We start from the raw sequence: 20,622 nt of genomic DNA, 5'->3' as shown, positions 1-20,622 counted from the left end.
CCTGCCCGCACAGGTGTCGCCGAGGCATCCGTCGTTAGGATCGATGCGATGATCAGCGTTCCGCTCGAAACCACCACCCCCGCCGTCGACTCCTTCGACTGGACGGCGTTCTGGGCGAGCGTGGGACTGTTCTTCGCCGACGCCGGGTGGAACATCCTGAAGATCGCCGTGATCGTGGTCGTCGCGATCCTGCTCGCGTGGCTGTTGAGGCGCGTGATCCACCGGGTCGTCGCCCGGATCGTCAACGGAGCGAAAGACAAGGCTCAGGTCGACGACACCCAGGCGCTGGAGCGCTCGCCCCTCGCGGCCGTCCGGCTGGTGCAGCGCACCCGCACTCTCGGCACGATCCTCAAGAACATCGTGAACGTGACCGTGTTCATCGTCGCGCTCCTGCTGGTGGTCAACATCCTCGCTCCCACCGCGCTCACCTCGCTCACCTTGCTCACCGCGGCGATCGGCGCCGGGCTCGGTTTCGGCGCGCAGAACATCGTCAAAGACGTCCTCAACGGCATGTTCATCGTCGCCGAAGACCAGGTCGGCATCGGCGACGTCGTCGATCTCGGTCTCGCGACAGGCATCGTCGAATACGTCAGTGTGCGCGTGACGCATGTGCGCGACGTCAACGGCACGCTCTGGTACGTGCGCAACGGCGAGATCCTGCGGATCGGCAACATGTCGCAGGGGTGGTCGCGCGTGATCATCGATCTTGCGGTGCCCGTGGACGCCGAGATCTCCGAGGTCGAGGATGCCATGCTGCGGGCGGCCAAAGAACTGGCGAACGATCCGAAGTGGCGCACCCGGGTCATCGAGGCCCCCGAGGTGTGGGGACTGGAATCGGTGTCAGGTGACGCGCTGGTCATCCGGCTCGTGATCAAGACTCGATCCAACGCGAAAGACGATGTCGCGCGCGAACTGAGGATGCGGCTCAAGCACGCGATCGATGCCCTCGGGCTCCAGCTCCCCCAGCTGAATTCCATCACCCTCACGGGGCTGGATGGCGCGGGCCGTGTGCGCGGTGCGAACCCGCCCAAGACCAAGCCGAACCCCACCGTGACCCACGACACGGGTGCCAAGGCGAAGGCTTCCGAGGTCGACCCGAGGCCGGTCTGGAAACCCAAGGACACCGAGGAGACATCGTGACCGAGCCGACCGTCGAGGCGGAGAGCTTCTACGCGCAGATCGGCGGGCACGACACGTTCGTCCGTCTGGTCGATGCGTTCTACGCCGGTGTCGCCGACGACGACGTCCTCCGGGCGATGTACCCCGAAGAAGACCTTGGCCCCGCGAAGGAGAGGCTCACCCTCTTCCTCGAGCAGTACTGGGGCGGCCCCGGCACGTACAGCCAGCAGCGCGGGCACCCGCGACTGCGGATGCGGCATGCAGCGTTCCACGTCAATCCCGACGCGCGCGACCGATGGCTCGCGCACATGCGCGTCGCGGTGGACGCCCTCGATCTGCCGCCGCTGCACGAGAGCACACTGTGGGACTATCTGGAGCGCGCCGCGATGGCGATGGTCAACACGTTCGAGCCGACCGGCATCGGCCCTGCGGCGGAGGGCCGCGCCACAGCATCCCTCCCCCTGACGGCGCCGACGAAGAAGGAATCGCCATGACCCACGCCCCCACCGCGCTGACGACCGACGTCCTGGTGATCGGCTGGGGGCTGGCGGGGCTCGTCGCCGCCGGCGAGGCCGCGGCGGCGGGTAAGCGCGTGGTGATCGTCGACCAGGAGCCGCGCGCCAACCTCGGCGGGCAAGCGTGGTGGTCGTTCGGCGGCCTGTTCTTCATCGACTCTCCCGAGCAGCGCCGGCTGGGCATCAAGGACTCGTTCGACCTCGCCCACCAGGACTGGTTCGGCAACGCCGGCTTCGACCGCTCCGAGGACGCCTGGCCCAGGCAATGGGCCGAGGCCTACCTGCACTTCGCCCACCACGAGAAGCGTGCGTGGCTGCGCGAGAAGGGCGTGGGCTTGTTCCCCGTCGTCGGCTGGGCCGAGCGCGGCGGATACACCGCTCTCGGGCCGGGCAACTCTGTGCCCCGGTTCCACATCACGTGGGGCACCGGTCCGGGTATCGTCGCGCCTTTCCAGGCGGCGGTCGAGCAGGCCGAGGCGGACGGGAGGCTCACGATCCTCCCGCGACACAAGGTCACCACGCTGACCACGACCGACGGCACGGTGGTCGGTGCGGCAGGCGACATCCTCGCCCCCTCCGGCGCGGCGCGAGGGATCGCCAGCTCACGAGAAGTGGTCGGCTCGTTCGAGATCACGGCAGGAGCCACGATCGTCTCGTCCGGCGGCATCGGCGGAAACCACGACCTCGTGCGCCGGCAGTGGCCCGCGCGCCTGGGCACCCCTCCGGCCACGATGCTGACCGGAGTGCCCGCATACGTGGACGGCTCGATGCAGGCGGTGGCCGACGCCGCCGGAGCACACCACATCAACGGCGACCGGATGTGGCACTACGTCGAGGGCATCCAGAACTGGAACCCCGTGTGGCCGGGTCACGGCATCCGCATCCTGCCCGGTCCGTCTTCGGTGTGGCTGGATGCGACCGGCACCCGCCTGCCGGTGCCGCTGTTCCCCGGGTTCGACACGCTCGGCACCCTCGCTCACCTGCGCGCCACGGGGCACGATCACTCATGGTTCGTGCTCTCGCAGAAGATCATCGAAAAGGAGTTCACGCTCTCCGGAAGCGAGCAGAACCCCGACCTCACCGGTCGGGACGTGCAGCTGCTCCTGAAGTCGCGGCTCGGCAAGGGCGCGGCGGGGCCCATCCAGGCGTTCATGGAGCGAGGCGCGGACTTCGTCGTACGCGACGACCTCGACGCGCTCATCGCCGGGATGCGCGCTCTCCCGGGCGGCGACGCGCTCGACGCCGATCGCGTACGACTCGAGATCGAGGCGCGTGATCGCGAGATCGACAACGAGTTCACCAAGGACGCGCAGATCGCGATGCTGCGCTCGGCGCGGTCGTATCGCGGCGACCGACTCATCCGAACCGCCGTTCCGCACCGCATCCTCGATCCGTCCTCCGGCCCCCTCATCGCGGTCAAGCTGCATGTCCTGACACGCAAGTCGCTCGGCGGGATCGAGACCGACCTGTCGGGCCGCGCTCTCGGCACCGACGGCGAGCCGATCCCCGGCCTGTACGCGGCCGGGGAGGCGAGCGGCTTCGGTGGCGGCGGGGTGCACGGCTACCGCGCGCTGGAGGGCACGTTCGTGGGGGGATGCCTGTTCTCCGGCCGTGTCGCCGGGCGCGCGGCAGCCGCCGCCCTCTGACGCGCTCGGGTTCAGGCCCGGCCGGTCGAGCGCACGGCCGTCATGCCGACGCGCACCGGGCCGCGGACGAGCACGTGTCCGCGGTTCAGGGTGATCCGCGTCCACGGACCCGATCGGAAGACCCGCGCGGACTCCTGGCCGACGATGAACCCCATTGCGAATGCCGCGAACGCGGCACCGCGGGGAAGGTCGTCGAGCGCAGCATCCGGTTCGCCCCACACGTGTGCACGCACGGTCCGCACCAGATCCTCGCCGGGGTCGGCGGGCATCGCCTCGGCGACCGCGGCGATTCCCCACTGCGCGCGGGCGGCGAGGTCGGATGCGGCAATTCCCCCGCTCGCGACCCATCCTGATCGGGGCGGAGCGATGCCGGCCCAGGCCGGCGAGAGCGCCGTTGCCGGCAGCACAACGGCTTCCGCGTCATCGGTGGCGGGCTGCAGAGCGGCTGCCTCGACCACCAGATCGCAGGAGAGCTCGGCGTCGACCGGATGGGCGCGCAGCACCAGCACTGTGGGCGTGGCATCCAAGAGTCCTCGCGGCGCGAGCGGAGCCGAGGTCATCGCAAGCGTGCCGTCGGCGCCCTGCAGCCGCACCGCACCGTCGCCGAGGCGGGCGCACCGGCCGGCGAACGTGAGGGCGTCGGCGGCCGAGTGCGCATCGGCGAAGAGGAGGCGCTCGGACATCCGCCTAAACTACCAACCGATGCCCCGGCTCACCCGGGCGCCAGACGAGGAGACTCCGTGACCGACGCCGATTTCCCCTTCAGCGTCGATGTGTCCGGCGATGCTCCTGACCGCGACCCGGTCGAGTCGCTGCTGGAGGTCCTCGACCTCGACGACACGCGCGCCCGCACGTCCGAAGACATCTTCACCGGCGTCTCGCAGGCGATGCCCATGGGGCGCGTCTATGGCGGCCAGGTGCTCGCCCAGTCGCTGGTGGCGGCATCGCGCACGCTGCCCCCCGAGCGGATCCCGCACTCGATGCACGGCTACTTCCTCCGTCCAGGAGACGCATCGCAGGGGATCACCTTCTCGGTCGACCGCATCCATGACGGACGATCGTTCTCGACCCGGCGGACCCAGGCGTTCCAGCAGGGTGTTCCGATCTTCTCGATGATCTCGTCGTTCCAGGACGAGGACCCCGGGTTCGACCACCAGTTCCCGATGCCCGAGGCAATCCCCGCGCCGGAGTCGCTGCCCGACTTCGAGGCGTCGCTGGAGGGCGTGCACCCCACTACCAAGCGGATCTTCACCGATCGCCCTGTCGAACTCCGGCATGTCCAGGCGCCGATCTTCCTGAGCGTCGACGACACGCCTCGGCCGCATCAGGCTGTGTGGATGCGGACGCGCCGCCCGCTTCCCGACGACCCGGCCGTGCACAGGGCGACCCTCGCGTACCTGAGCGACATGACCATCCAGGAGCCGATCCTGCGCGCCCACCGGCTGACGTGGGCCAAGCCCGGACTGAAGGTGGCGAGTCTCGACCACGCGATGTGGTGGCACCGGTTCGGACGCGTCGACGAATGGATCCTCTACGTCCAGGAGTCGCCCAGTGCCCGCGGCGGCCGGGGCCTGGCCAACGGCCGGATCTACTCCCGCGACGGCGCGCTGCTGGCCAGCGTCGCCCAGGAGATCATGGTCCGGGTGGCGGACGACCGCTGATCGTCAGCGTCGGTGCGCGTAGCGGATCGGAGCGGCGAGGTAAGGCGTCCACGCGGCGCGCTCTTCGGGGCTCAGCCGCAGCGGGCGCCCGGTGAGAGCATCCGTCTTCACGACCACCGCCGTTGCGCGTGCGTACAGCGTCTGAGGGCCTCCGGAGGCCGTCTCGCTCGGGCTGTACACCTCGTAGCAGACCTCGACGCTGGATCCGCCGAGCTTGCCGAACCACAGCTGCACATCCAGCGGGTGTCGCTGGTACGGCACCGGGGCGAGGTATTCGATCTCCTGCCGCGCGATGAGGGTCAGCACTCCGCTCAGCAGGCTCGAGTCGAGCACCGCGGTCGAGGGCGCGTCCTCCCCCGCCGCGGGCCGCCAGAACGCGCGTACGCGCACCTCTTCGAGGAGTTTCAGCATCGAGGTGTTGTTGACGTGGTTGAACGCGTCGAGGTCTCCCCATCGCAGATGAATGGGAATGTGAAGGCGAGGGTGGGATGCTGCGGCCGCGCCGGCAGTGCCCTCCCCCGCGGTATCAGTCACGCGTGAGTTTGCGGTAGGTCGACCGGTGGGGGCCTGCAGCGTCGGCTCCGAGGCGCTCGATCTTGTTCTCCTCGTACGCTTCGAAGTTGCCCTCGAACCAGTACCAGGACGCCGGGTTCTCTTCGGTTCCCTCGTACGCGAGGATGTGCGTCGCGATCCGGTCGAGGAACCACCGGTCGTGGGTGATGACCACGGCGCAGCCCGGGAATTCCAGGAGCGCGTTCTCGAGGCTGCCGAGGGTTTCGACATCGAGGTCGTTCGTCGGCTCGTCCAGAAGCAGCAGGTTGCCGCCCTGCTTGAGCGTAAGAGCGAGGTTCAGCCGGTTGCGCTCACCACCGGAGAGCACGCCCGCCTTCTTCTGCTGGTCGGGACCTTTGAAGCCGAACTGCGAGACGTAGGCGCGCGAAGGGATCTCGACCTTGCCGACTTGGATCCAGTCCAGCCCGTCCGAGACGACCTCCCAGAGGTTCTTGTTCGGGTCGATGCCGCCGCGGGTCTGGTCGACGTACGACACCTCGACCGTCTCACCGATCTTCAGGTCGCCGCCGTCGAGAGGCTCGAGTCCGACGATCGTCTTGAAGAGGGTCGTCTTGCCGACGCCGTTGGGGCCGATGATGCCGACGATTCCGTTGCGGGGCAGGCTGAAGGACAGCCCGTCGATCAGCATCCGTCCGTCGAAGCCCTTCTCGAGCTTCTTGGCCTCCAGCACGACCTGGCCGAGGCGCGGGCCGGGTGGGATGACGATCTCGTCGAAGTCGAGCTTCCTCGTGCGGTCGGCCTCCGCGGCCATCTCTTCGTAGCGCGCGAGGCGGGACTTGGACTTGGTCTGACGGCCCTTGGCGTTGCTGCGGACCCATTCCAGCTCGCTGGCGAGGCGCTTGGCCAGCTTTGCGTCCTTCTTGCCCTGAACCTGCAGCCGCTCCTGCTTCTTCTCCAGGTAGGTGGAGTAGTTGCCCTCGTACGGATACAGGCGACCGCGGTCGACCTCGCAGATCCACTCGGCGACATGGTCGAGGAAGTACCGGTCGTGGGTCACGGCGAGCACCGCGCCGGGGTACTTCGACAGGTGCTGCTCGAGCCACTGCACGCTCTCCGCGTCGAGGTGGTTGGTGGGCTCATCCAGGAGCAGCAGGTCGGGCTTCTGCAGGAGGAGCTTGCAGAGCGCGACGCGGCGCTTCTCGCCGCCGGACAGGTTCGCCACGATCGCCTCGGAAGGCGGCGTGCGCAGCGCGTCCATCGCCTGCTCGAGCTGAGAGTCGAGGTCCCACGCGTCCGCGGCGTCGATGTCTTCCTGAAGGGTGCCCATCTCGGCCAGGAGCACGTCGAAGTCGGCGTCGGGGTCGGCCATGAGCGCCGAGATCTCGTTGAAGCGGGCGATCTTTCCCATGATGGGTCCCACGCCCTGCTGCACGTTCTGGAGGACCGTGAGATCTTCGTCGAGCTCCGGCTCCTGCATGAGGATGCCGACGCTGAACCCCGGGGTCAGCTTCGCCTCGCCGTTGCTGGGCTGATCGAGCCCGGCCATGATCTTCAGGATCGTCGACTTTCCCGCGCCGTTCGGACCGACGACGCCGATCTTCGCGCCGGGGAGGAACGACATCGTGACGTCGTCGAGGATCACTTTGTCGCCGACCGCTTTGCGGGCACGGACCATCTGGTAGATGTATTCAGCCATAGCCGCTCCAGTCTACGGGCGCGGACGGTCGCGGCCGGGCGGCCCGGCGCAGCCCCCGCGCCGCCGTCGCGCCGCCGCGCCGACCCATGTCGGGAAGATGGTCGCCCGGCGCGCGCATGTCCGCCAGCTGGCTGACATGCGGATTTCGCGTGTCCGGGAGAAGGTTCTCCGCGCGCCCGATGTCCGCCAGCTGGCTGACATGCGGATTCGCGTGTCCGGGAGAAGGTTCTTCGCGCGACCCATGTCCGCCAGCTGGCTGGCATGGGTGGCGCCGGGACGGAGCGCCGGACGGGAACGGCGGCGCGCGGCGCCGAGCGCCGGCGCTCAGGCCGTCCGCACACTCACGATGCTCGAGACCGGCAGGGTCCGCACCGCGACCTCGATGATCGACCGAGCGTGCACCGCCCGGTCGAGTTCGCGGCCCAGCCACGCGGCATCCTCATCTCCGCCTTCACTCGCCCGGAGGGTCACGATCAAGCGTGCGCAGAGGTCGTGGGCACTGCGCGGTCCGCGCTCGCAGGCCGTCCCCGGCGGAGCGAGGCGGACGCACCGTCGTCATCGAGCAGCACTACCGGGTAGCGTGCATCAGCGAGCGTCAGTCGATCGGAACCGTCGCACCGATCAGGCAGGTGCCGCCCGTGAGAGCGGGCAGGACGGTGGTCACCGCCGTTCCTGTTGCCGGGCCCACCTGGCCGACGAGGCATTGGTCGCCCCACAGCACCGAGAACTGGATGCTCTCGGCCGGGTTGCCGACGGTGGTGCTGTCGCTGGTCAGCTGCATCGCGGTCTTGTCGAATCCCACGGCGATCAGCGCATCGATGTACGCGCGGCCCGTCACGTTCTGCGGCGACGCCCAGACGGAGTCGACCGTCGCCTTGAAGACGGGGAGGTTGTCGGCGGCGGTACCCCCGCGGACGAGCACCGGCACGGTGGGTGTCGGAGGCGTCGTCGGGGCGGCCGTCGCAGACGCGGAGGCGGCCGACGTCGATTCGGCGACGGGGGTCGCCGGCGAGGGGCTCGCTCCGACGCATCCTGCGAAGACCAGCGCGAGCGCGGCCAACCCGCCCGCCACTGCAACGGACACAGCGACCCGTCGAACGGCACGCAGCGGGCGGGTCGCAGGGCGAGGAGGCACCCCGCGAGTCTACGGCCGGAGCCCTGGCCGAGCGCCTCAGAACGGCGTTTCGGCTCCGGCCGCGACGAGCGGGCGTTCGTCTGTGAGGCCCGTTCCGGCATCGAGGCCGGTGTCGACCTCGGATCCGGGAACCGCCCACGCGTCCGAAACGCCCTGCGAGTCACGCGGGTCGTCCGGAGCGTCCGCCCGGGCGCCATCTGCAGTCGAACTCGCCCGCACGAAGGTCGTCGTGCCCCACAGCAGATCGTGGCCGATCGCCTCGGCGTCGATCTCGGCGGTGGTGCCTCGTTTGGTTCCGTTGTCCCACTCCCGCAGTCTGAGCCTGCCGGTCAGCAGTACGCGGTCGCCCTTCTTGAACGATGCGAACGCATGCTCGGCCAGACCTCGGAATGTCGACACGGAGTAGAAATTGGTCACTCCGTCGACCCATGCGCCGGTGTTCCTGTCGAAGCGTCGCTGACTGCTGGCCACCCGGAAGCCGGTGATGGCGACGCCTGCAGGCGTACGCTTGAAGTCGGGGTCGGTGGCGATGTTGCCGGTGACGGTGATCGTGTCGCTCATGTCGCATCCTTTCTCGGGTCCGAGGACGGTCCTCGGGATGCGCCGGTGCCCGCGTGCCCCACGGGCACCGGCGCTGAGACCACGGTGGCGCATCCCTCACCGGTCGGTGTCGACCCGAAGTCAGGATGTGGACACGTCAAGGCAGGAGGTTCGCTGGGGAGGCATCGACGGCTCGAGCCGTCGGAGAGCGGGGAAATGGATGTCGGAGGTCGCACGTATCTTCGAACGCACAAGGAGGCGACATGACCATCGCTCTGGAACGGCCGCTCATATCGGCGGCACCCGTGCTTTCTTCCACCACCCCGGCGCGGCTCACGCCCGTCACGGACTACCTCTGCAGGGTGATCGATTCCCGAGGCATCGTGATCGGGCACGTGCAGGCCGTCCCGCTCGGCGACGGGATGCGGTTCCGCGCGCGTCGCTACCACTCGCCTTCGCGCGGGTTCCGCGATCTGGGCGATTTCTGGTCGGCGGACGATGCCGTCGACTGCCTGCGCTTCGCGCGATGACGCCGGGCGATCCGATCGCGCCGCGGGGTCAGATCACCGTTTCGAGCCGATCCACGAGGGCAGCCGGCGCCTCCGCACGAACGCGCGGCCACACCGAGGCGAGCGTGTCCACTGCGCGCCTCAGCTCATCCACCGATGCCGTGAAGGGAATCCGGAGGTGGCGGTCGTGCCCCCCGTCCACGGAGAATCGCGGTCCCGCAGACAGGAGCAGCCCGCGTGATCTCGCCTCCATCACGAGCGCGGCGCTCAGCGGAGCATCCAATCCCACCCACAGGGATACTCCGCCGTCGACCCGCGGAACGTGCCATTCCGGGAGGAAACGATCGAGCGCCGTCACGAGGGCGTCTCGTCCTTCGCGGAGCACGTGCGAGCGTTGCGCGACGATCTCCGGCATTCGCGCGAACAGACGCTCCGCCACCGCCTGCTCGAACTCGGGCGTGCCGAGATCGTGCGTCGACCGCGCCGCCGCGAGGCGGCGGATGAGATCGCGGTCGGCGCGGATCCATCCGATCCGCAGTCCGCCCCACACGGTCTTGCCGAGCGAGCCGATCCGTACGATGCCGAGCGAGTCCGCGGAGTCGAATAGCCCGGCAGCGGGCCCGCGGTCGATGTCGAGATCGGCCGTCGTCTCGTCCACGACCAGGATTGCCCCGCTGCGCTCCCCCGCCGCGACCATCGCCTCACGCTCCTGCATCGTCATGGAGCGCCCGGTGGGGTTCTGGAAGTCGGGCATGAGATAGGCGAGGATCGGCAGCGCGCGGGCGAACGCTTGCTCTGCGCGATCCAGATCCCAGCCGCCGTCTGTCGTGACCGGCACTCCGACGAGTCGGCCGCCCGCTTCGCGCAGTGCGTCTGCGGCATGGGGGTAGGTGGGCGTCTCCACCAGCACGCGGTCGCCTCGGCCGATCAGCACGGTGGCAAGAAGGTGGATCGCACTCTGCGCGCCGGTCGTGATGAGGATGTCGTCGCCCGTGGTGGGCACACCGCGGCTCGCGTAGTGCTCGGCGATCGCGTCACGCAGCTCTGGCCGACCGACCACGTCGTACCCGGAGCGACTGATCAGCGCGGTCGAGCCGGCTGCTACCTCCGAGATCACTCCGGCCAGCCCGGGCCACGCGGGAGGACTGGCCTGCTGCAGGTCGATCGTGCCGTCCGACGAGAACGCCCGTCCCGGATCGTCGCGCCCGAGTGGCAGCGTGACGCTCCCCGACCCGCGCACGCTCTGGATGTGCCCGGTGTCGCGCAGGCTGCGGTACGCGGCGGCGACCGTCGTACGACTCAGCGACAGCGCCGCGGCCAACTCGCGCTCGGCGGGCAGCGCCGTGCGGGGCGCGAGCCGATTGTCGAGACAGAGCAGGCGGATGCTGTCGGCCAGCGCTTCATACGCGGGTTCGCGGGTGCGCCAGCCACCGAGGGATGCGGAGAGCATCCTCGCCGAGATGCGGGAGTCCATGAGGCCAGAGTACGCCGATTGGCATGATCAAAGAAGTCCAATGATGCGATTGGATGCTTACATGACACGTCGCGTTCTGCAGCTGCTGATCGGTCTGGTGCTCTACGGATTCGGATGCGCCCTGACCGTCGAGGCGGGCCTGGGAGTCGATCCCTGGACGGTGTTCGCGCAGGGCATCTCCGTCCACACGGGCATCGGCATCGGGTGGGTGGCGAGCATCCTCGGCGTCCTCGTCCTGCTCCTATGGATCCCGCTCCGTCAGAAGCCGGGCATCGGGACCATCGCGAACATCCTGCTTGTCGGCACCGCCATCGAAGCCGGACTCGCGATCGTCCCTCCGATCTCCGGTCTGATCGCGCAGTGCGCGGTACTGATCGCGGGGATCGTGATGGTGGCCATCGCCTCAGGTCTCTACATCGGCGCACACTTCGGACCGGGCCCGCGCGACGGGCTCATGACAGGCATGCACGCGCGGTTCGGCTGGCCCATCTGGGCGTGCCGGTTGTCGGTCGAGGCGACGGTCCTGGTGGCCGGATGGCTTCTCGGCGGTACCGTCGGCATCGGCACGGTGCTCTTCGCGACCCTCATCGGGCCGCTCGTGCACATCGCCCTTCCTCTTCTCAGCACGAAGAAGCCGGCGTCGGGCGTGCGCGCCGGAAAAGGCTCGGGCGCTCGGGTTGCGTGACGATTCAGTGCTGGCGGAACTGCGGCCAGTCGCTGCCGGGCGTCATCCGCGAATACAGCGCGTTCTTCGCGATCTCCATCGTCGGGTACTCCCCCGCGGACTCGTCGGCGCCGGCCATCGTGACCAGGTAGCCATCGTCGGATCTGCGGATGGTGCCCGTCACCCCCGCCTGCCCGTAGGCCACCCACAGTGCGTGATGCGTCTGGGTTGTGCTCATCGTCGAACTCCTTCCCGATGACTCGACGTTACGCCGAGGTGGCCCCGATCCGGTAGAAGAAGAACGGCACGGCCGAAACGAGGCAGCTCAGCGCGGGAACGAGCGTGATCGACACGAACAGCGTCTGCTGCATCTCGGGTGTGACCGTCACGCCGCTTTGGTAGCCGGCCACCACGATGAAGATCCCGAAGACGAGCACCGCCAGCGCGTTCATGATCTTCGAGACGAATGTGAGGGTCGAAAACGAGATGCCGTCGTTGCGCACGCCGGTGCGCCGCTCGACATCGTCGACGGAGTCGGCGATCATCGTGGCCTGCACCACGAGGAAGAGCCCGAGGGTCAGGCCCGTCAGGAAGATGAAGACCATCATGACGATCAGGTTCTGGTACCCCGCGAAGTACATGCCGACGTAGAGGGCGGCGCCGACGAATGAGCTGCCGATGATGGCCGCGCGCCCGCTGATCACCCGGAGCAGGAGCGGCGCCGTGAACGAGGCGAGCACCATGCCGACGATGATCGCCGCGCCCACCAGCGTGAAGTAGGCCTCGTCGCCGTACGCGACGACGACGAAGACGGCTCCCCCGGCCTGGACGATGTAGCGGCCGAATCCCAGCACCGACCCGAGCAGCACCATCAGCAGCGACGTGTTCTTCACCAGCGTCCCGAACAGCACGCGGAAGGTCAGGCGCTCCTGCGTGGACGGGTCGTGTCGCTCCCGCGTGTTGAAGAACGCCAGCAGGAAGAGCCCCATCCCGAGCACCGACGCGATGCCGACCGCGAGCGACCAGCCGAACCCGGTGGTCTCACCCCCGCCGCTCAGCAGACGCGCGAGCCACGGCATCCCGAGCGTGGCGAGTCCGAGCGCGATCGCACCGAATGCGCGCACGAGAGAGATCACCCTGGTGCGTTCGGTGGGGTTCGGGAAGGCCGAGCCGATGAGGCCCCAGTACGGCACGTCGCAGACCGTGTAGGCGAAGCCCCACAGGAAATAGCACACGCCGAAGTAGACGAGTTGCCAGACCTCGGGCGCGTCGGGAACACAGAACAGCAGAGTGGAGAGGATCGCCACCGGGGCGGCCGAGTAGAGGATGTACGGCCGCAGCTTGCCCCACCGGCTGCGGGTCATGTCGACGATGCTGCCCATCACCGGATCACTGACGGCATCGAAGATCTTCGCGGCGGTGATGATCGCCGTGACCACTGCCATGCCCTGCGTGCTGATGTGCGCGTATTGCAGGAGGTAGACGAGCATGAAGGTCGTGACGGTCGTCAGGACGATGTTCTGACCGAACCCGGCCGCGATGATCGAGCGCCGCTGCACGGCGGGGGCTACCGCCGACTGGGTGAGAACCGTGCCGTCGATGACTCAGCCCTCCAGGTGGATCGTCTTGATCTCGAACGGGGTGAACTCCAGCCGGTCGAGATCGGCATCCCCGAGCGGGATCTCCATCAGGTTCGCCTCACGCGCGATCGCATACGGCCGCGCGACGCAAAGCCGGGTGACGGCGGGGCGTCCGAGGCTCTCGTACAGGCGCAGGACGATCCCGCTCCCGCTCTCGGCCGGCTTGATCGTCTCGATCACGATGGCGGGGTCATCCGTCGCCGCGAAGGGCGCCAGATCGGCGCCGCCGGTCACGAGCAGCGGGTTGTTCAGGCGGTAGCCCTCGCGGATGACCTTCGCGAGATCGTTCGGCGCGTACGGCGTGAATGCGTAGGTGAATCGATGGATGCCGCGGTCGGCCGTCTTATCGGGGAAGGTCGGCGAGCGCAGCAGGTTGAGGCTGATCAGCCCGTCCTTGGCCCGGTGTCCGTATTTCGAGTCGTTGAGCAGCGCGAACCCGCCGACACCGTCGTTGGTCGCGATCCATTTGTGGGCGCAGATCTCGAACTGCGCGCGCTCGACGGAGTCGCGCTCGGTCGTGGGGCGGCTGATGTGACCGAACTGGATCTCGCACTGCACCGACTGGCCGTAATGCTCGGGACGGAACTCGGCGCGGAGCATCTTGTGCTTCTCACGCCAGGTCACGACCGTATCGAAGCGGACGACGTCGCTCCCGGCTTCGAGGATCACGCTCTGCTCGACGAACACCTTCGGATAGCGGTAGAGGACGCTCCGCACGACGGTCGGTCCATCGATGCGCGTGCGGACATCCGTCGCCGACAGCACTCGCAGAGGCTTGTCGAGGTAGTCCATTCCGATGTCCCACGCGTCGAAGGGGAACTGGAACGGGTCGTCGTGCACGACGAGCCGGTTCAAGCCCGCGCCGGCCAGCTCGTTGCCCTGGGAATCCGTGCACGAGGAGATCTCGCCCGACTCGGCGAAGTGGAGGGTGAGGATGCCGTTGGCCGTCGTGTCGGGCGTGAAGGCCAGTTCCGGCACGGGCTGGGCGAGGTGCACCGTCGCCGAGGCGTAGGGAGCGGCATCCGCGTAGAACCACTCGCCATCGATCGCAATGTGCTCACTGCGGGGGAAGCTCGTCAGGTTGAGCACGGTCGTGCCGTCCTGACCGATCGGCAGCTCTGCGACGAGCCCGCCGATGTGCTCGTCGAGCTCGCCGTCCAGGCGTTGGTAGGTGGCGACGGCCTCGCGGTTGACGCGCTCGATGGATGAGCCCGGGATGATGTCGTGGAACTGGCCCAGCAGCACGTCGCGCCAGATGGGGGCGAGGGCTCCGCGCGTGTCGGATCCCACGATCGCGGCGAGAGATTCGGCGTTGTGCAGCTTGCGCTCCACGAGGCGGTTCATCCGCTTGATCCGCGCCTGTGTCGTGTAGGTGCCCTGGTGGGTTTCGAGGTACAGCTCGCCCACGTGCGTGTGCGCGACATCCATCGTCTCGAGGCGCCGGAAGAAGCTCGTCGCCGATCCGAACTCGATGCGGGGCAGACCGCGCAGATTCGTCTCGCGCTGGGTCACCTCGAGGTGCACCTCGCCCGGTCCGCCGCCGCCGTCACCCGAGCCGTAGACCAGAAGAGCCGTTCCGAGGTCGCGCTCGGGGTACTGATCGATGCCTTTGAGCAGTCCGTCCGCGGCGCCCCGTGCGTTGTAGTCGCCTTCGGGCGGCATGTGGACGAGCACCGATGAACCGTCGATCCCCTCCCAGTGGAACGTGCGGTGCGGGAAGGTGTTCACCTTGTTCCACGCGAGCTTGATGGTCGAGAACCAGTCCATCCCGCTCTTCTTCAGGATCTGCGGCAGGTTGCCGCTGTACCCGAACGTGTCGGGGAGCCAGCACATGCGCAGCTCGTCCGCGTCGAGCGCGAACTCCTCCTGCAGGAAGCGACGGCCGACCAGCGCCTGTCGGACGAGCGACTCGCCGTTGGGCAGGTTGGTGTCGGGCTCCACCCAGAAGCTGCCCTGCAGCTCCATCCGGCCGGAGCCCGCGGCGGCTCGCAGTCGTTCGAACAGCGCGGGCTGCTCCTCTTTCATCCACTGCAGCTGCTGGGGCTGACTCGTGCCGTAGACGAACGACTCGGTGCGGGCGATGTTCCCGAGCGCCCTGCTGTAGGTGCGCGCCGCTTTGCGGTGCGTCTCACGGAGCGGCCACAGCCACGCCATGTCGAGATGACCGTGCCCGATCGCGGTGTAGACGAAATTGCTCTCCGACGGCGCGGCGAGCGACGGGGCGAGTGCTGCGCGTGCGCCGGCCGTGTCGCCCACTTCGAACCTGCGGTAGGCGGCATCCAGTGCGGTACGAAGCTCCCATGCCAGCGACTGGTCTTTCGTCGAGACGGCCAGCACAGAGAGCGTGAGCATGTCGTAGTACAGCGCGAACATCTCGTCATCGCGCGTCGCGATGTGCGCGCCGTGATAGACCGCGCTCCCGACCTCGTAGAGCAGAAAGCCGTTGTACGCCACGTCGGCGTACAGCTCGATGCGCCCGCTCGAGAGGTCGACGTCGCGGACCGAGCGGTACTTGCCGCCGCTGTGGGGCAGATCGCCCTGCTGCCACACCGTGCTGACCGAATCGAGGACCACGCCGTCGGGTGAGAAGACCAGACCTTCGCCGCGGATGCCGAGCATCACGTGCAGCTCTGCCCCGGAGGCGGCCATCTCGCCCGTGATCCGGAGCCAGGCGCAGTCGCCCACCGTGCCCCACGACGTGCCGGGGCGAAGCGAACGGAAGGCGGCGCGGTCGATCGCCTCGAAGGGGATCGGTTCGCCCGACCGGAGGATCTCTGCCTTCAGCCCTGCGACGGGCGTGTAGATGCGTTTGCGGATGCTGAGCAGTCGCCGGTATTCGCGAGGATGCTGTGCCGGGAATCCGATGAGTTCAACGGTGAACCCGATCATGCGCGCCTCTCCTACCCCTCGATGCAGCGGGTTCGTGTGTGGCTTGAAGTCGCTGGCGCACGTTGTGTTCTATCAAGACCGGCACATACTCGCGCAGTCGCGCACTGTCGAAAGCTTCGAGCTCGTCGGCGATCAGGGCGAACAGTGCGTCGTCGTCCCAACCAGGGAATCGACGCTTCAACCGCTCCGAAAGATGGAGCAGGGCCTCGAACTCGCTCCGAGGATTCGTGCAGCTCATACGACGATTATCCGCCCGCTCGCGCAAGTCAGTCGGGGCCTGCGCCTGGCGGTCCGCAGCGTCCTCGACGAGTGCGAGACGGCGATACCACTCGGTGATCAGCTCCACACTCGACCGGAGCGGCACGCCCTCGACTTCCAGACCGGTCGACGCGGCGGGTAGCCTGAATCGGTCACCCCCTGTAGCTCAGTGGATAGAGCATCCGGTTTCTACCCGGCTGGTCGGGAGTTCGAATCTCTCCAGGGGGGCCAATAGCCGCCCGGCGGCTCGGCGTCCGCGCCGCTCATTAGGATGGGGCGCATGGTGGGGGCTTCTGAGAACGACCGACTCGTGTGGATCGACTGCGAGATGACAGGGCTCGATCTCGACGTCGACGAACTCGTCGAGATCGCGGTCGTCGTGACCGACTTCGAGCTGCGAGTTCTCGACCCCGGCTTCCAGATCGTCATCAGGCCCGACGACACCGCGCTCGCGCACATGAACGACTTCGTGACCCAGATGCACACGACATCGGGTCTCATAGAAGAGATCCCGAACGGTGTGAGCGCCGCCGAGGCCGAGTTCCTGGCACTCGAGTACATCCAGCGGTTCGTGCCGCAGGAGGGCAAGGCGCCGCTCGCGGGCAACACGATCGGCACCGACCGGATGTTCCTCGCCAAGTACATGCCGCGTCTTGATCGGTGGCTGCACTACCGCAACGTCGACGTGTCCAGCGTCAAAGAGCTCTCCCGTCGCTGGTACCCGCGCGCCTACATCCATGCTCCGGCCAAAGACGGCGGCCATCGGGCACTGGCCGATATCCGCGAGTCGATCAGAGAACTGGCGTACTACCGGCAGGCCGTTTTCGTGCCGGAGCCGGGCCCGACGAGCGACGGCGCGCGCGCTGTCGCGGCATCCGTCGTGTCGGCGTTCTCACCCGAAGTATGAGAGAATCTTCGGGTTGCTCGCACGTGCGGGAGACATGGTGGGTATAGCTCAGTTGGTAGAGCGCGGCCTTGTGGTGGCCGATGTCGCGGGTTCGAGCCCCGTTACTCACCCCAATGATTGAGGCGGATGCTGCGACCTTCGAGTCGCTCGTCATCTCCGAACTGGACCTGTTGCCCGACGACATGATCGACGGGCTCGACAACGTCGTATTCGTCGTCGAGGACCGGCCGGAAGACGGCAGTCTCGACCTGCTCGGACTCTATGACGGGTGGGCGCTCACCGAGCGCGACAGGTACGGGGTGGGCGAGCTCCCCGACCGCATCATCGTGTACCGCGAACCGCATCTGCACGTCTGCGACTCGATGGATGAGCTTCGCGATGAGATCCACACGACTCTCGTGCACGAGATCGCGCATTTCTACGGCATCGACGACGACCGGCTGCACGAACTGGGGTGGGCGTGATGGTCGTGGTCGCGCTGCCCGCCACCCGCGAGGATCTGCATCTGGACGAGTCCGCGAGCGTTGTGCGACCCTGGCAGACCGTGGTCTGGAACGATCCGGTGAATCTGATGAGCTACGTCGTGCACGTCTTCCGCGAATACTTCGGCTTCTCGATCGACCAGGCGACGCGGCTGATGATGGCCGTGCACAGCGACGGCCACGCGGTGGTGGCAGAGGGAGCGCGCGAACAGATGGAGCTGCACGTTCAGGCCATGCACGACTACGGCCTGTGGGCCACGGTGCGACAGGCGCCCCAGTGAACGAGCGTCTCGTCGTCCTCGAGGTCTCACGCATCGAGGTCGCCCATCTCTCCGGCCTCGTGACCCAGTTCCTCGAGCTCCTACAGGCCGGCGACGATCAGCGGCCCACCGACGATCCCGCGATCGCCCGGCTCGTGCCCGACGCGTACACCGACGACCCCGACGCCGCGCGGGAGTTCCGCGATGTGACCCAGAGCGACCTGATCGCACGGCGCATCGACGATGCCGGCGCCGTGCTGTCCACCCTCGGCGGCATCGGACTGGTACCCGCCGGCACGCCTCTGGATGACCCCCGGTTCACCGAGCTCGTGGCGATCACGATCGACGCGGACCAGTCACGGGCATGGTTGCGCACCCTGGCCGCTGTCCGACTGGTGCTGGCCGCGCGGCTGGGCATCAAGACCGAGGACGACCACGACGAGAACGACCCTCGGTTCGGGATCTACGACTGGCTCGGCTACCGCCTGGACGGACTCGTGCGCGCGGTGACCGGGGAATGACTTCGCGCTAGGGGATATCGAAGAGCAGGGTGGCCTGAGCGCGCGGGTCATCCCGTGCGAGGTGACGTTCCTCCTGCTCGGCCCAGCGCGTCCAGTGCGGGCGGAAGGCGTCTCCGTCGCGGGCGATCGCGCGCGCTTTGCGAGACGAGGTGGGCGACTCGAGCCAGACGCGCACGTCGGCGAGGCGTGCGGTGACGGGGGTGAGGATGCCGGAACCCTCGATGATCAGCGCAAGCGCCGGGTCGACGGCATGCGCCTCCGCGTGCTGCCCGGCATCCCAGTCCCATCGCTCCCACACGCCGATGAATCCGCGCGCATGAGCGTTCAGGATGAGGTCGGTCGCCGTACGCACGCCGTCGGCCAGGCCGTCCCAGCCGGGGTAGATCGAATCGAGCCCGACCAGCTGGACGCGGCCGCGCAGCGGCCAGCGGCGCACGAGCTCGGCCGCGAGCGTCGACTTGCCGGAGCCACTGCGGCCGTCGATGAGCACGACCGGATTGGCAGCCTGGACCGCGACGACCGCCTCGAGGATCTTCGTGGCGGCGGCGTGACGGACGTCGGCGAGCGGGTCGCTGTTACTTCTTGAGGACGCGGATGACACGGCTGAGTGCGCGACCGGCGACCCACACGAACGGGATCGCGACCGTGAGGAAGACCACGATGTTCGGCTCGAACCGCAGATCGCCGCCCCGACGGATGTAGGCGCCGAGCGGGATCGCATATCCGCCGCCGCCACCTCCGCCATTGCCGACCTCGTCGGAACCGCCGCCGAATCCCGACCAGGTGATGGCAACGGGCACGATGCGGATACCGTCGATGTCCTGCTGCTCGCCGTAGGCGCTCTTCACGCCGAACGATGCGGACTGCTTGCCGAGCTCGAGTGCGATGTTGGGCATGAGCCCACGCTACCCCGGTGGAGGCTTCGGATGCGACGGCATCGCCCCGATCGCCGGGGTGCGTCCGAGGAAGGCCGCGCGGGTCACCGCGCCCTTGCCGAACCGGGCGGTCGCGTCATCCAGCGCCCCCTCGACATTGCGCCACTCCTCGTCGTCGTCCCAGAGGGCGAGCGCGGCGCCTCCGGACTCTTGCAGCCGCTCGGCCCGCACTCCGACGAGGCGTACCGCCTGACGCACCTCGACGCTGTCGAACAGGTCGCGCGCAGCATCCCCGATCCGCTGCCCGACGGCGGTCGGCGCCTCGAGCGTCTGCGAGCGCCTGATCGTCGTGAAGTCGGCGAACCTCACTTTGATGGCGATCGTGGCAGCCTCCCACCCGTTCTTGCGCAGCCGCGCGCCCACCCGATCCGACAGCCGGCGCAGCTCGGCACGCAGCGCGACGGGATCGGTGATGTCGGTGTGGAAGGTTTCTTCGTGGCCGATGCTCTTCTCCACTCGCGAGGTCGAGACCTCGCGGGGATCGATGCCGCGGGCGAGGTGCCAGAGCCGCTCCCCCATCGCGACGCCGACCGCGCGGTCAAGGGACGCGCGGGACGCGTCGCGCACGTCGGCGATCGTGCGGAGACCGCGCGATTCGAGGACCTCGGATGCTTTCGGCCCGACGCCCCACATCGCCCGGACCGACCGCGGCCCGAGGAACGCAGCGGTGTCGTGCTCTGCGACGATGAGGATTCCGTCGGGCTTGCTGATCGTGGACGCCATCTTCGCGACATGCTTAGTCGCGGCGACCCCGACGCTGCAGACCAGCCCGGTCTCGGCCAGCATGCGGCGACGGATCGCCCGACCGATCTCGCCCGGACTGCCCCACAGCCGGCGCGCGCCGCGGACGTCGAGGAACGCCTCATCGATCGAGAGCGGCTCGACGAGCGGAGTGAACGAGTGGAAGATCTCCATCACTTCCCCGGACTTCGCGATGTAGCGGTCGAAGTGCGGCAGTACCACGATCGCGTTCGGGCACAGTCGCAGCGCCTGGCCGACCGGCATCGCCGATCGCACGCCAAAGCGCCGCGCTTCGTACGAGGCGCTCGAGACGACCGACCGCCCGTCGGGTGCCCCGATGATGATCGGCTTCCCCTTCAGGGACGGGTCGTCGAGGATTTCGACCGACGCGTAGAAGGCATCCATGTCGACATGCAGGATGCCGGTGCCACTGTCGTCGGCGCCGTCGGGCGACACCATCCGCCCCGTGCCGTCGCCGCGTCCCATGCGTCCATTCTCGTCGCGAGCGACGACATCG

24 protein-coding genes and 2 tRNA genes are annotated in these 20,622 nt (G+C 68.1%); 12 read left to right on the top strand and 14 right to left on the bottom strand.

All coding sequences use genetic code 11. From position 1 onward, the window contains the following. Nucleotides 1-48 precede the first annotated feature (48 nt). From ACFE6Z_RS02785 to ACFE6Z_RS02775, 3 genes are read left to right on the top strand one after another with little or no spacing between them, the layout of a single operon-like run. Nucleotides 49-1,140 (top strand): mechanosensitive ion channel family protein, encoded by a 1,092-nt coding sequence (locus ACFE6Z_RS02785; protein WP_375384155.1) that lies wholly within the window; start codon nt 49-51, stop codon nt 1,138-1,140. Beyond that, the gene (locus ACFE6Z_RS02780) at nt 1,137-1,613 is read left to right on the top strand and encodes a globin (RefSeq protein ID WP_375384154.1); all 477 of its coding nucleotides are present in this window, start codon (nt 1,137-1,139) and stop codon (nt 1,611-1,613) included. Before ACFE6Z_RS02785 ends, ACFE6Z_RS02780 begins: the two co-directional genes overlap by 4 nt. After that, nucleotides 1,610-3,280 carry an FAD-binding dehydrogenase gene (locus ACFE6Z_RS02775; protein ID WP_375384153.1) on the top strand — a complete coding sequence of 557 codons (1,671 nt, stop codon included), beginning with the start codon at nt 1,610-1,612 and terminating at the stop codon, nt 3,278-3,280. Before ACFE6Z_RS02780 ends, ACFE6Z_RS02775 begins: the two co-directional genes overlap by 4 nt. Before the next feature lie 11 nt (nt 3,281-3,291). Here the strand turns inward: ACFE6Z_RS02775 and ACFE6Z_RS02770 are convergent, their stop codons facing one another. Then, nucleotides 3,292-3,963, bottom strand: a complete 672-nt coding sequence (locus ACFE6Z_RS02770) for a hypothetical protein (protein WP_375384152.1) — start codon at nt 3,961-3,963, stop codon at nt 3,292-3,294. Nucleotides 3,964-4,053: 90 nt separating this feature from the next. Here ACFE6Z_RS02770 and ACFE6Z_RS02765 point away from each other — a divergent pair, with 90 nt between their 5' ends. After that, nucleotides 4,054-4,941, top strand: a complete 888-nt coding sequence (locus ACFE6Z_RS02765) for an acyl-CoA thioesterase (RefSeq protein WP_375384639.1) — start codon at nt 4,054-4,056, stop codon at nt 4,939-4,941. A gap of 3 nt (nt 4,942-4,944) precedes the next feature. On the opposite strand, the gene ACFE6Z_RS02760 is transcribed toward ACFE6Z_RS02765, so the two are convergent. From ACFE6Z_RS02760 to ssb, 5 genes are all read right to left on the bottom strand, one after another. Then, the gene (locus tag ACFE6Z_RS02760; RefSeq protein WP_375384151.1) at nt 4,945-5,475 is read right to left on the bottom strand and encodes an acyl-CoA thioesterase; all 531 of its coding nucleotides are present in this window, start codon (nt 5,473-5,475) and stop codon (nt 4,945-4,947) included. Further along, complete coding sequence (gene ettA, locus ACFE6Z_RS02755) at nt 5,468-7,150, bottom strand: energy-dependent translational throttle protein EttA (RefSeq protein ID WP_375384150.1); 1,683 nt, start codon at nt 7,148-7,150, stop codon at nt 5,468-5,470. The genes ACFE6Z_RS02760 and ettA overlap by 8 nt, the downstream gene beginning before the upstream one ends. A 324-nt stretch (nt 7,151-7,474) precedes the next feature. Next, entirely contained in the window at nt 7,475-7,621 is a 147-nt protein-coding gene (locus tag ACFE6Z_RS02750) for a hypothetical protein (protein ID WP_375384149.1), read from the bottom strand. Nucleotides 7,622-7,745: 124 nt separating this feature from the next. Further along, nucleotides 7,746-8,285 (bottom strand): DUF6993 domain-containing protein, encoded by a 540-nt coding sequence (locus tag ACFE6Z_RS02745; RefSeq protein WP_375384148.1) that lies wholly within the window; start codon nt 8,283-8,285, stop codon nt 7,746-7,748. A gap of 36 nt (nt 8,286-8,321) precedes the next feature. Next, entirely contained in the window at nt 8,322-8,846 is a 525-nt protein-coding gene (gene ssb / locus ACFE6Z_RS02740) for a single-stranded DNA-binding protein (protein WP_375384147.1), read from the bottom strand. A 242-nt stretch (nt 8,847-9,088) separates the two neighbouring features. Between ssb and ACFE6Z_RS02735 the strand changes: the two genes are divergently transcribed. Next, on the top strand, nt 9,089-9,355 hold the full coding sequence (locus ACFE6Z_RS02735) for a hypothetical protein (RefSeq protein ID WP_375384146.1): 267 nt from the start codon (nt 9,089-9,091) through the stop codon (nt 9,353-9,355). A gap of 28 nt (nt 9,356-9,383) precedes the next feature. On the opposite strand, the gene ACFE6Z_RS02730 is transcribed toward ACFE6Z_RS02735, so the two are convergent. After that, on the bottom strand, nt 9,384-10,808 hold the full coding sequence (locus ACFE6Z_RS02730; RefSeq protein WP_375384145.1) for a PLP-dependent aminotransferase family protein: 1,425 nt from the start codon (nt 10,806-10,808) through the stop codon (nt 9,384-9,386). 61 nt (nt 10,809-10,869) lie between these two features. On the opposite strand from ACFE6Z_RS02730, the gene ACFE6Z_RS02725 reads away from it, so the two are divergent. Further along, nucleotides 10,870-11,493, top strand: coding sequence for a YitT family protein (locus ACFE6Z_RS02725; RefSeq protein ID WP_375384144.1), 624 nt, complete (start codon nt 10,870-10,872; stop codon nt 11,491-11,493). A gap of 4 nt (nt 11,494-11,497) precedes the next feature. Here ACFE6Z_RS02725 and ACFE6Z_RS02720 read toward each other — a convergent pair whose 3' ends face one another. The 4 genes from ACFE6Z_RS02720 to ACFE6Z_RS02705 are packed head-to-tail and all read right to left on the bottom strand — an operon-like array spanning nt 11,498 to nt 16,347. After that, complete coding sequence (locus ACFE6Z_RS02720; RefSeq protein ID WP_375384143.1) at nt 11,498-11,710, bottom strand: methyltransferase; 213 nt, start codon at nt 11,708-11,710, stop codon at nt 11,498-11,500. A gap of 28 nt (nt 11,711-11,738) precedes the next feature. Beyond that, nucleotides 11,739-13,031 (bottom strand): MFS transporter, encoded by a 1,293-nt coding sequence (locus tag ACFE6Z_RS02715; protein ID WP_375384142.1) that lies wholly within the window; start codon nt 13,029-13,031, stop codon nt 11,739-11,741. Between the two features lie 45 nt (nt 13,032-13,076). After that, entirely contained in the window at nt 13,077-16,001 is a 2,925-nt protein-coding gene (locus ACFE6Z_RS02710; protein ID WP_375384141.1) for an alpha-mannosidase, read from the bottom strand. Beyond that, the gene (locus ACFE6Z_RS02705; RefSeq protein ID WP_375384140.1) at nt 15,982-16,347 is read right to left on the bottom strand and encodes a three-helix bundle dimerization domain-containing protein; all 366 of its coding nucleotides are present in this window, start codon (nt 16,345-16,347) and stop codon (nt 15,982-15,984) included. Before ACFE6Z_RS02705 ends, ACFE6Z_RS02710 begins: the two co-directional genes overlap by 20 nt. 67 nt (nt 16,348-16,414) lie before the next feature. Between ACFE6Z_RS02705 and ACFE6Z_RS02700 the strand changes: the two genes are divergently transcribed. The 6 genes from ACFE6Z_RS02700 to ACFE6Z_RS02675 all read left to right on the top strand — a co-directional run bounded on the left by ACFE6Z_RS02700 (nt 16,415) and on the right by ACFE6Z_RS02675 (nt 18,429). Further along, a tRNA-Arg gene (locus ACFE6Z_RS02700) sits at nt 16,415-16,490 on the top strand. Between the two features lie 49 nt (nt 16,491-16,539). Further along, nucleotides 16,540-17,166 carry an oligoribonuclease gene (gene orn, locus ACFE6Z_RS02695; protein ID WP_375384139.1) on the top strand — a complete coding sequence of 209 codons (627 nt, stop codon included), beginning with the start codon at nt 16,540-16,542 and terminating at the stop codon, nt 17,164-17,166. 37 nt (nt 17,167-17,203) lie between these two features. Then, nucleotides 17,204-17,279, top strand: a tRNA-His gene (locus tag ACFE6Z_RS02690). Then, nucleotides 17,280-17,630: a metallopeptidase family protein gene (locus ACFE6Z_RS02685; RefSeq protein WP_375384138.1), complete on the top strand. Its 351-nt coding sequence runs from the start codon at nt 17,280-17,282 to the stop codon at nt 17,628-17,630. Next, entirely contained in the window at nt 17,630-17,929 is a 300-nt protein-coding gene (clpS, locus tag ACFE6Z_RS02680) for an ATP-dependent Clp protease adapter ClpS (protein WP_375384638.1), read from the top strand. Before ACFE6Z_RS02685 ends, clpS begins: the two co-directional genes overlap by 1 nt. Continuing rightward, nucleotides 17,926-18,429 (top strand): DUF2017 family protein, encoded by a 504-nt coding sequence (locus tag ACFE6Z_RS02675; protein WP_375384137.1) that lies wholly within the window; start codon nt 17,926-17,928, stop codon nt 18,427-18,429. The genes clpS and ACFE6Z_RS02675 overlap by 4 nt, the downstream gene beginning before the upstream one ends. A gap of 7 nt (nt 18,430-18,436) precedes the next feature. Here ACFE6Z_RS02675 and ACFE6Z_RS02670 read toward each other — a convergent pair whose 3' ends face one another. The 3 genes from ACFE6Z_RS02670 to dinB are packed head-to-tail and all read right to left on the bottom strand — an operon-like array spanning nt 18,437 to nt 20,591. Next, nucleotides 18,437-19,030, bottom strand: a complete 594-nt coding sequence (locus ACFE6Z_RS02670) for a hypothetical protein (RefSeq protein WP_375384136.1) — start codon at nt 19,028-19,030, stop codon at nt 18,437-18,439. Further along, a complete protein-coding gene (locus ACFE6Z_RS02665; protein ID WP_375384135.1) occupies nt 19,005-19,325 on the bottom strand; it encodes a hypothetical protein in 321 nt (106 codons plus the stop codon). Before ACFE6Z_RS02665 ends, ACFE6Z_RS02670 begins: the two co-directional genes overlap by 26 nt. A 9-nt stretch (nt 19,326-19,334) precedes the next feature. Then, nucleotides 19,335-20,591: a DNA polymerase IV gene (dinB, locus tag ACFE6Z_RS02660; RefSeq protein WP_375384134.1), complete on the bottom strand. Its 1,257-nt coding sequence runs from the start codon at nt 20,589-20,591 to the stop codon at nt 19,335-19,337. Nucleotides 20,592-20,622 lie beyond the last annotated feature (31 nt).

It is taken from the genome of uncultured Microbacterium sp. (genome assembly GCF_964244775.1).
In the GTDB taxonomy this organism is placed as follows: domain Bacteria; phylum Actinomycetota; class Actinomycetes; order Actinomycetales; family Microbacteriaceae; genus Microbacterium.
This window is presented reverse-complemented; position numbering and strand designations above follow the sequence as displayed.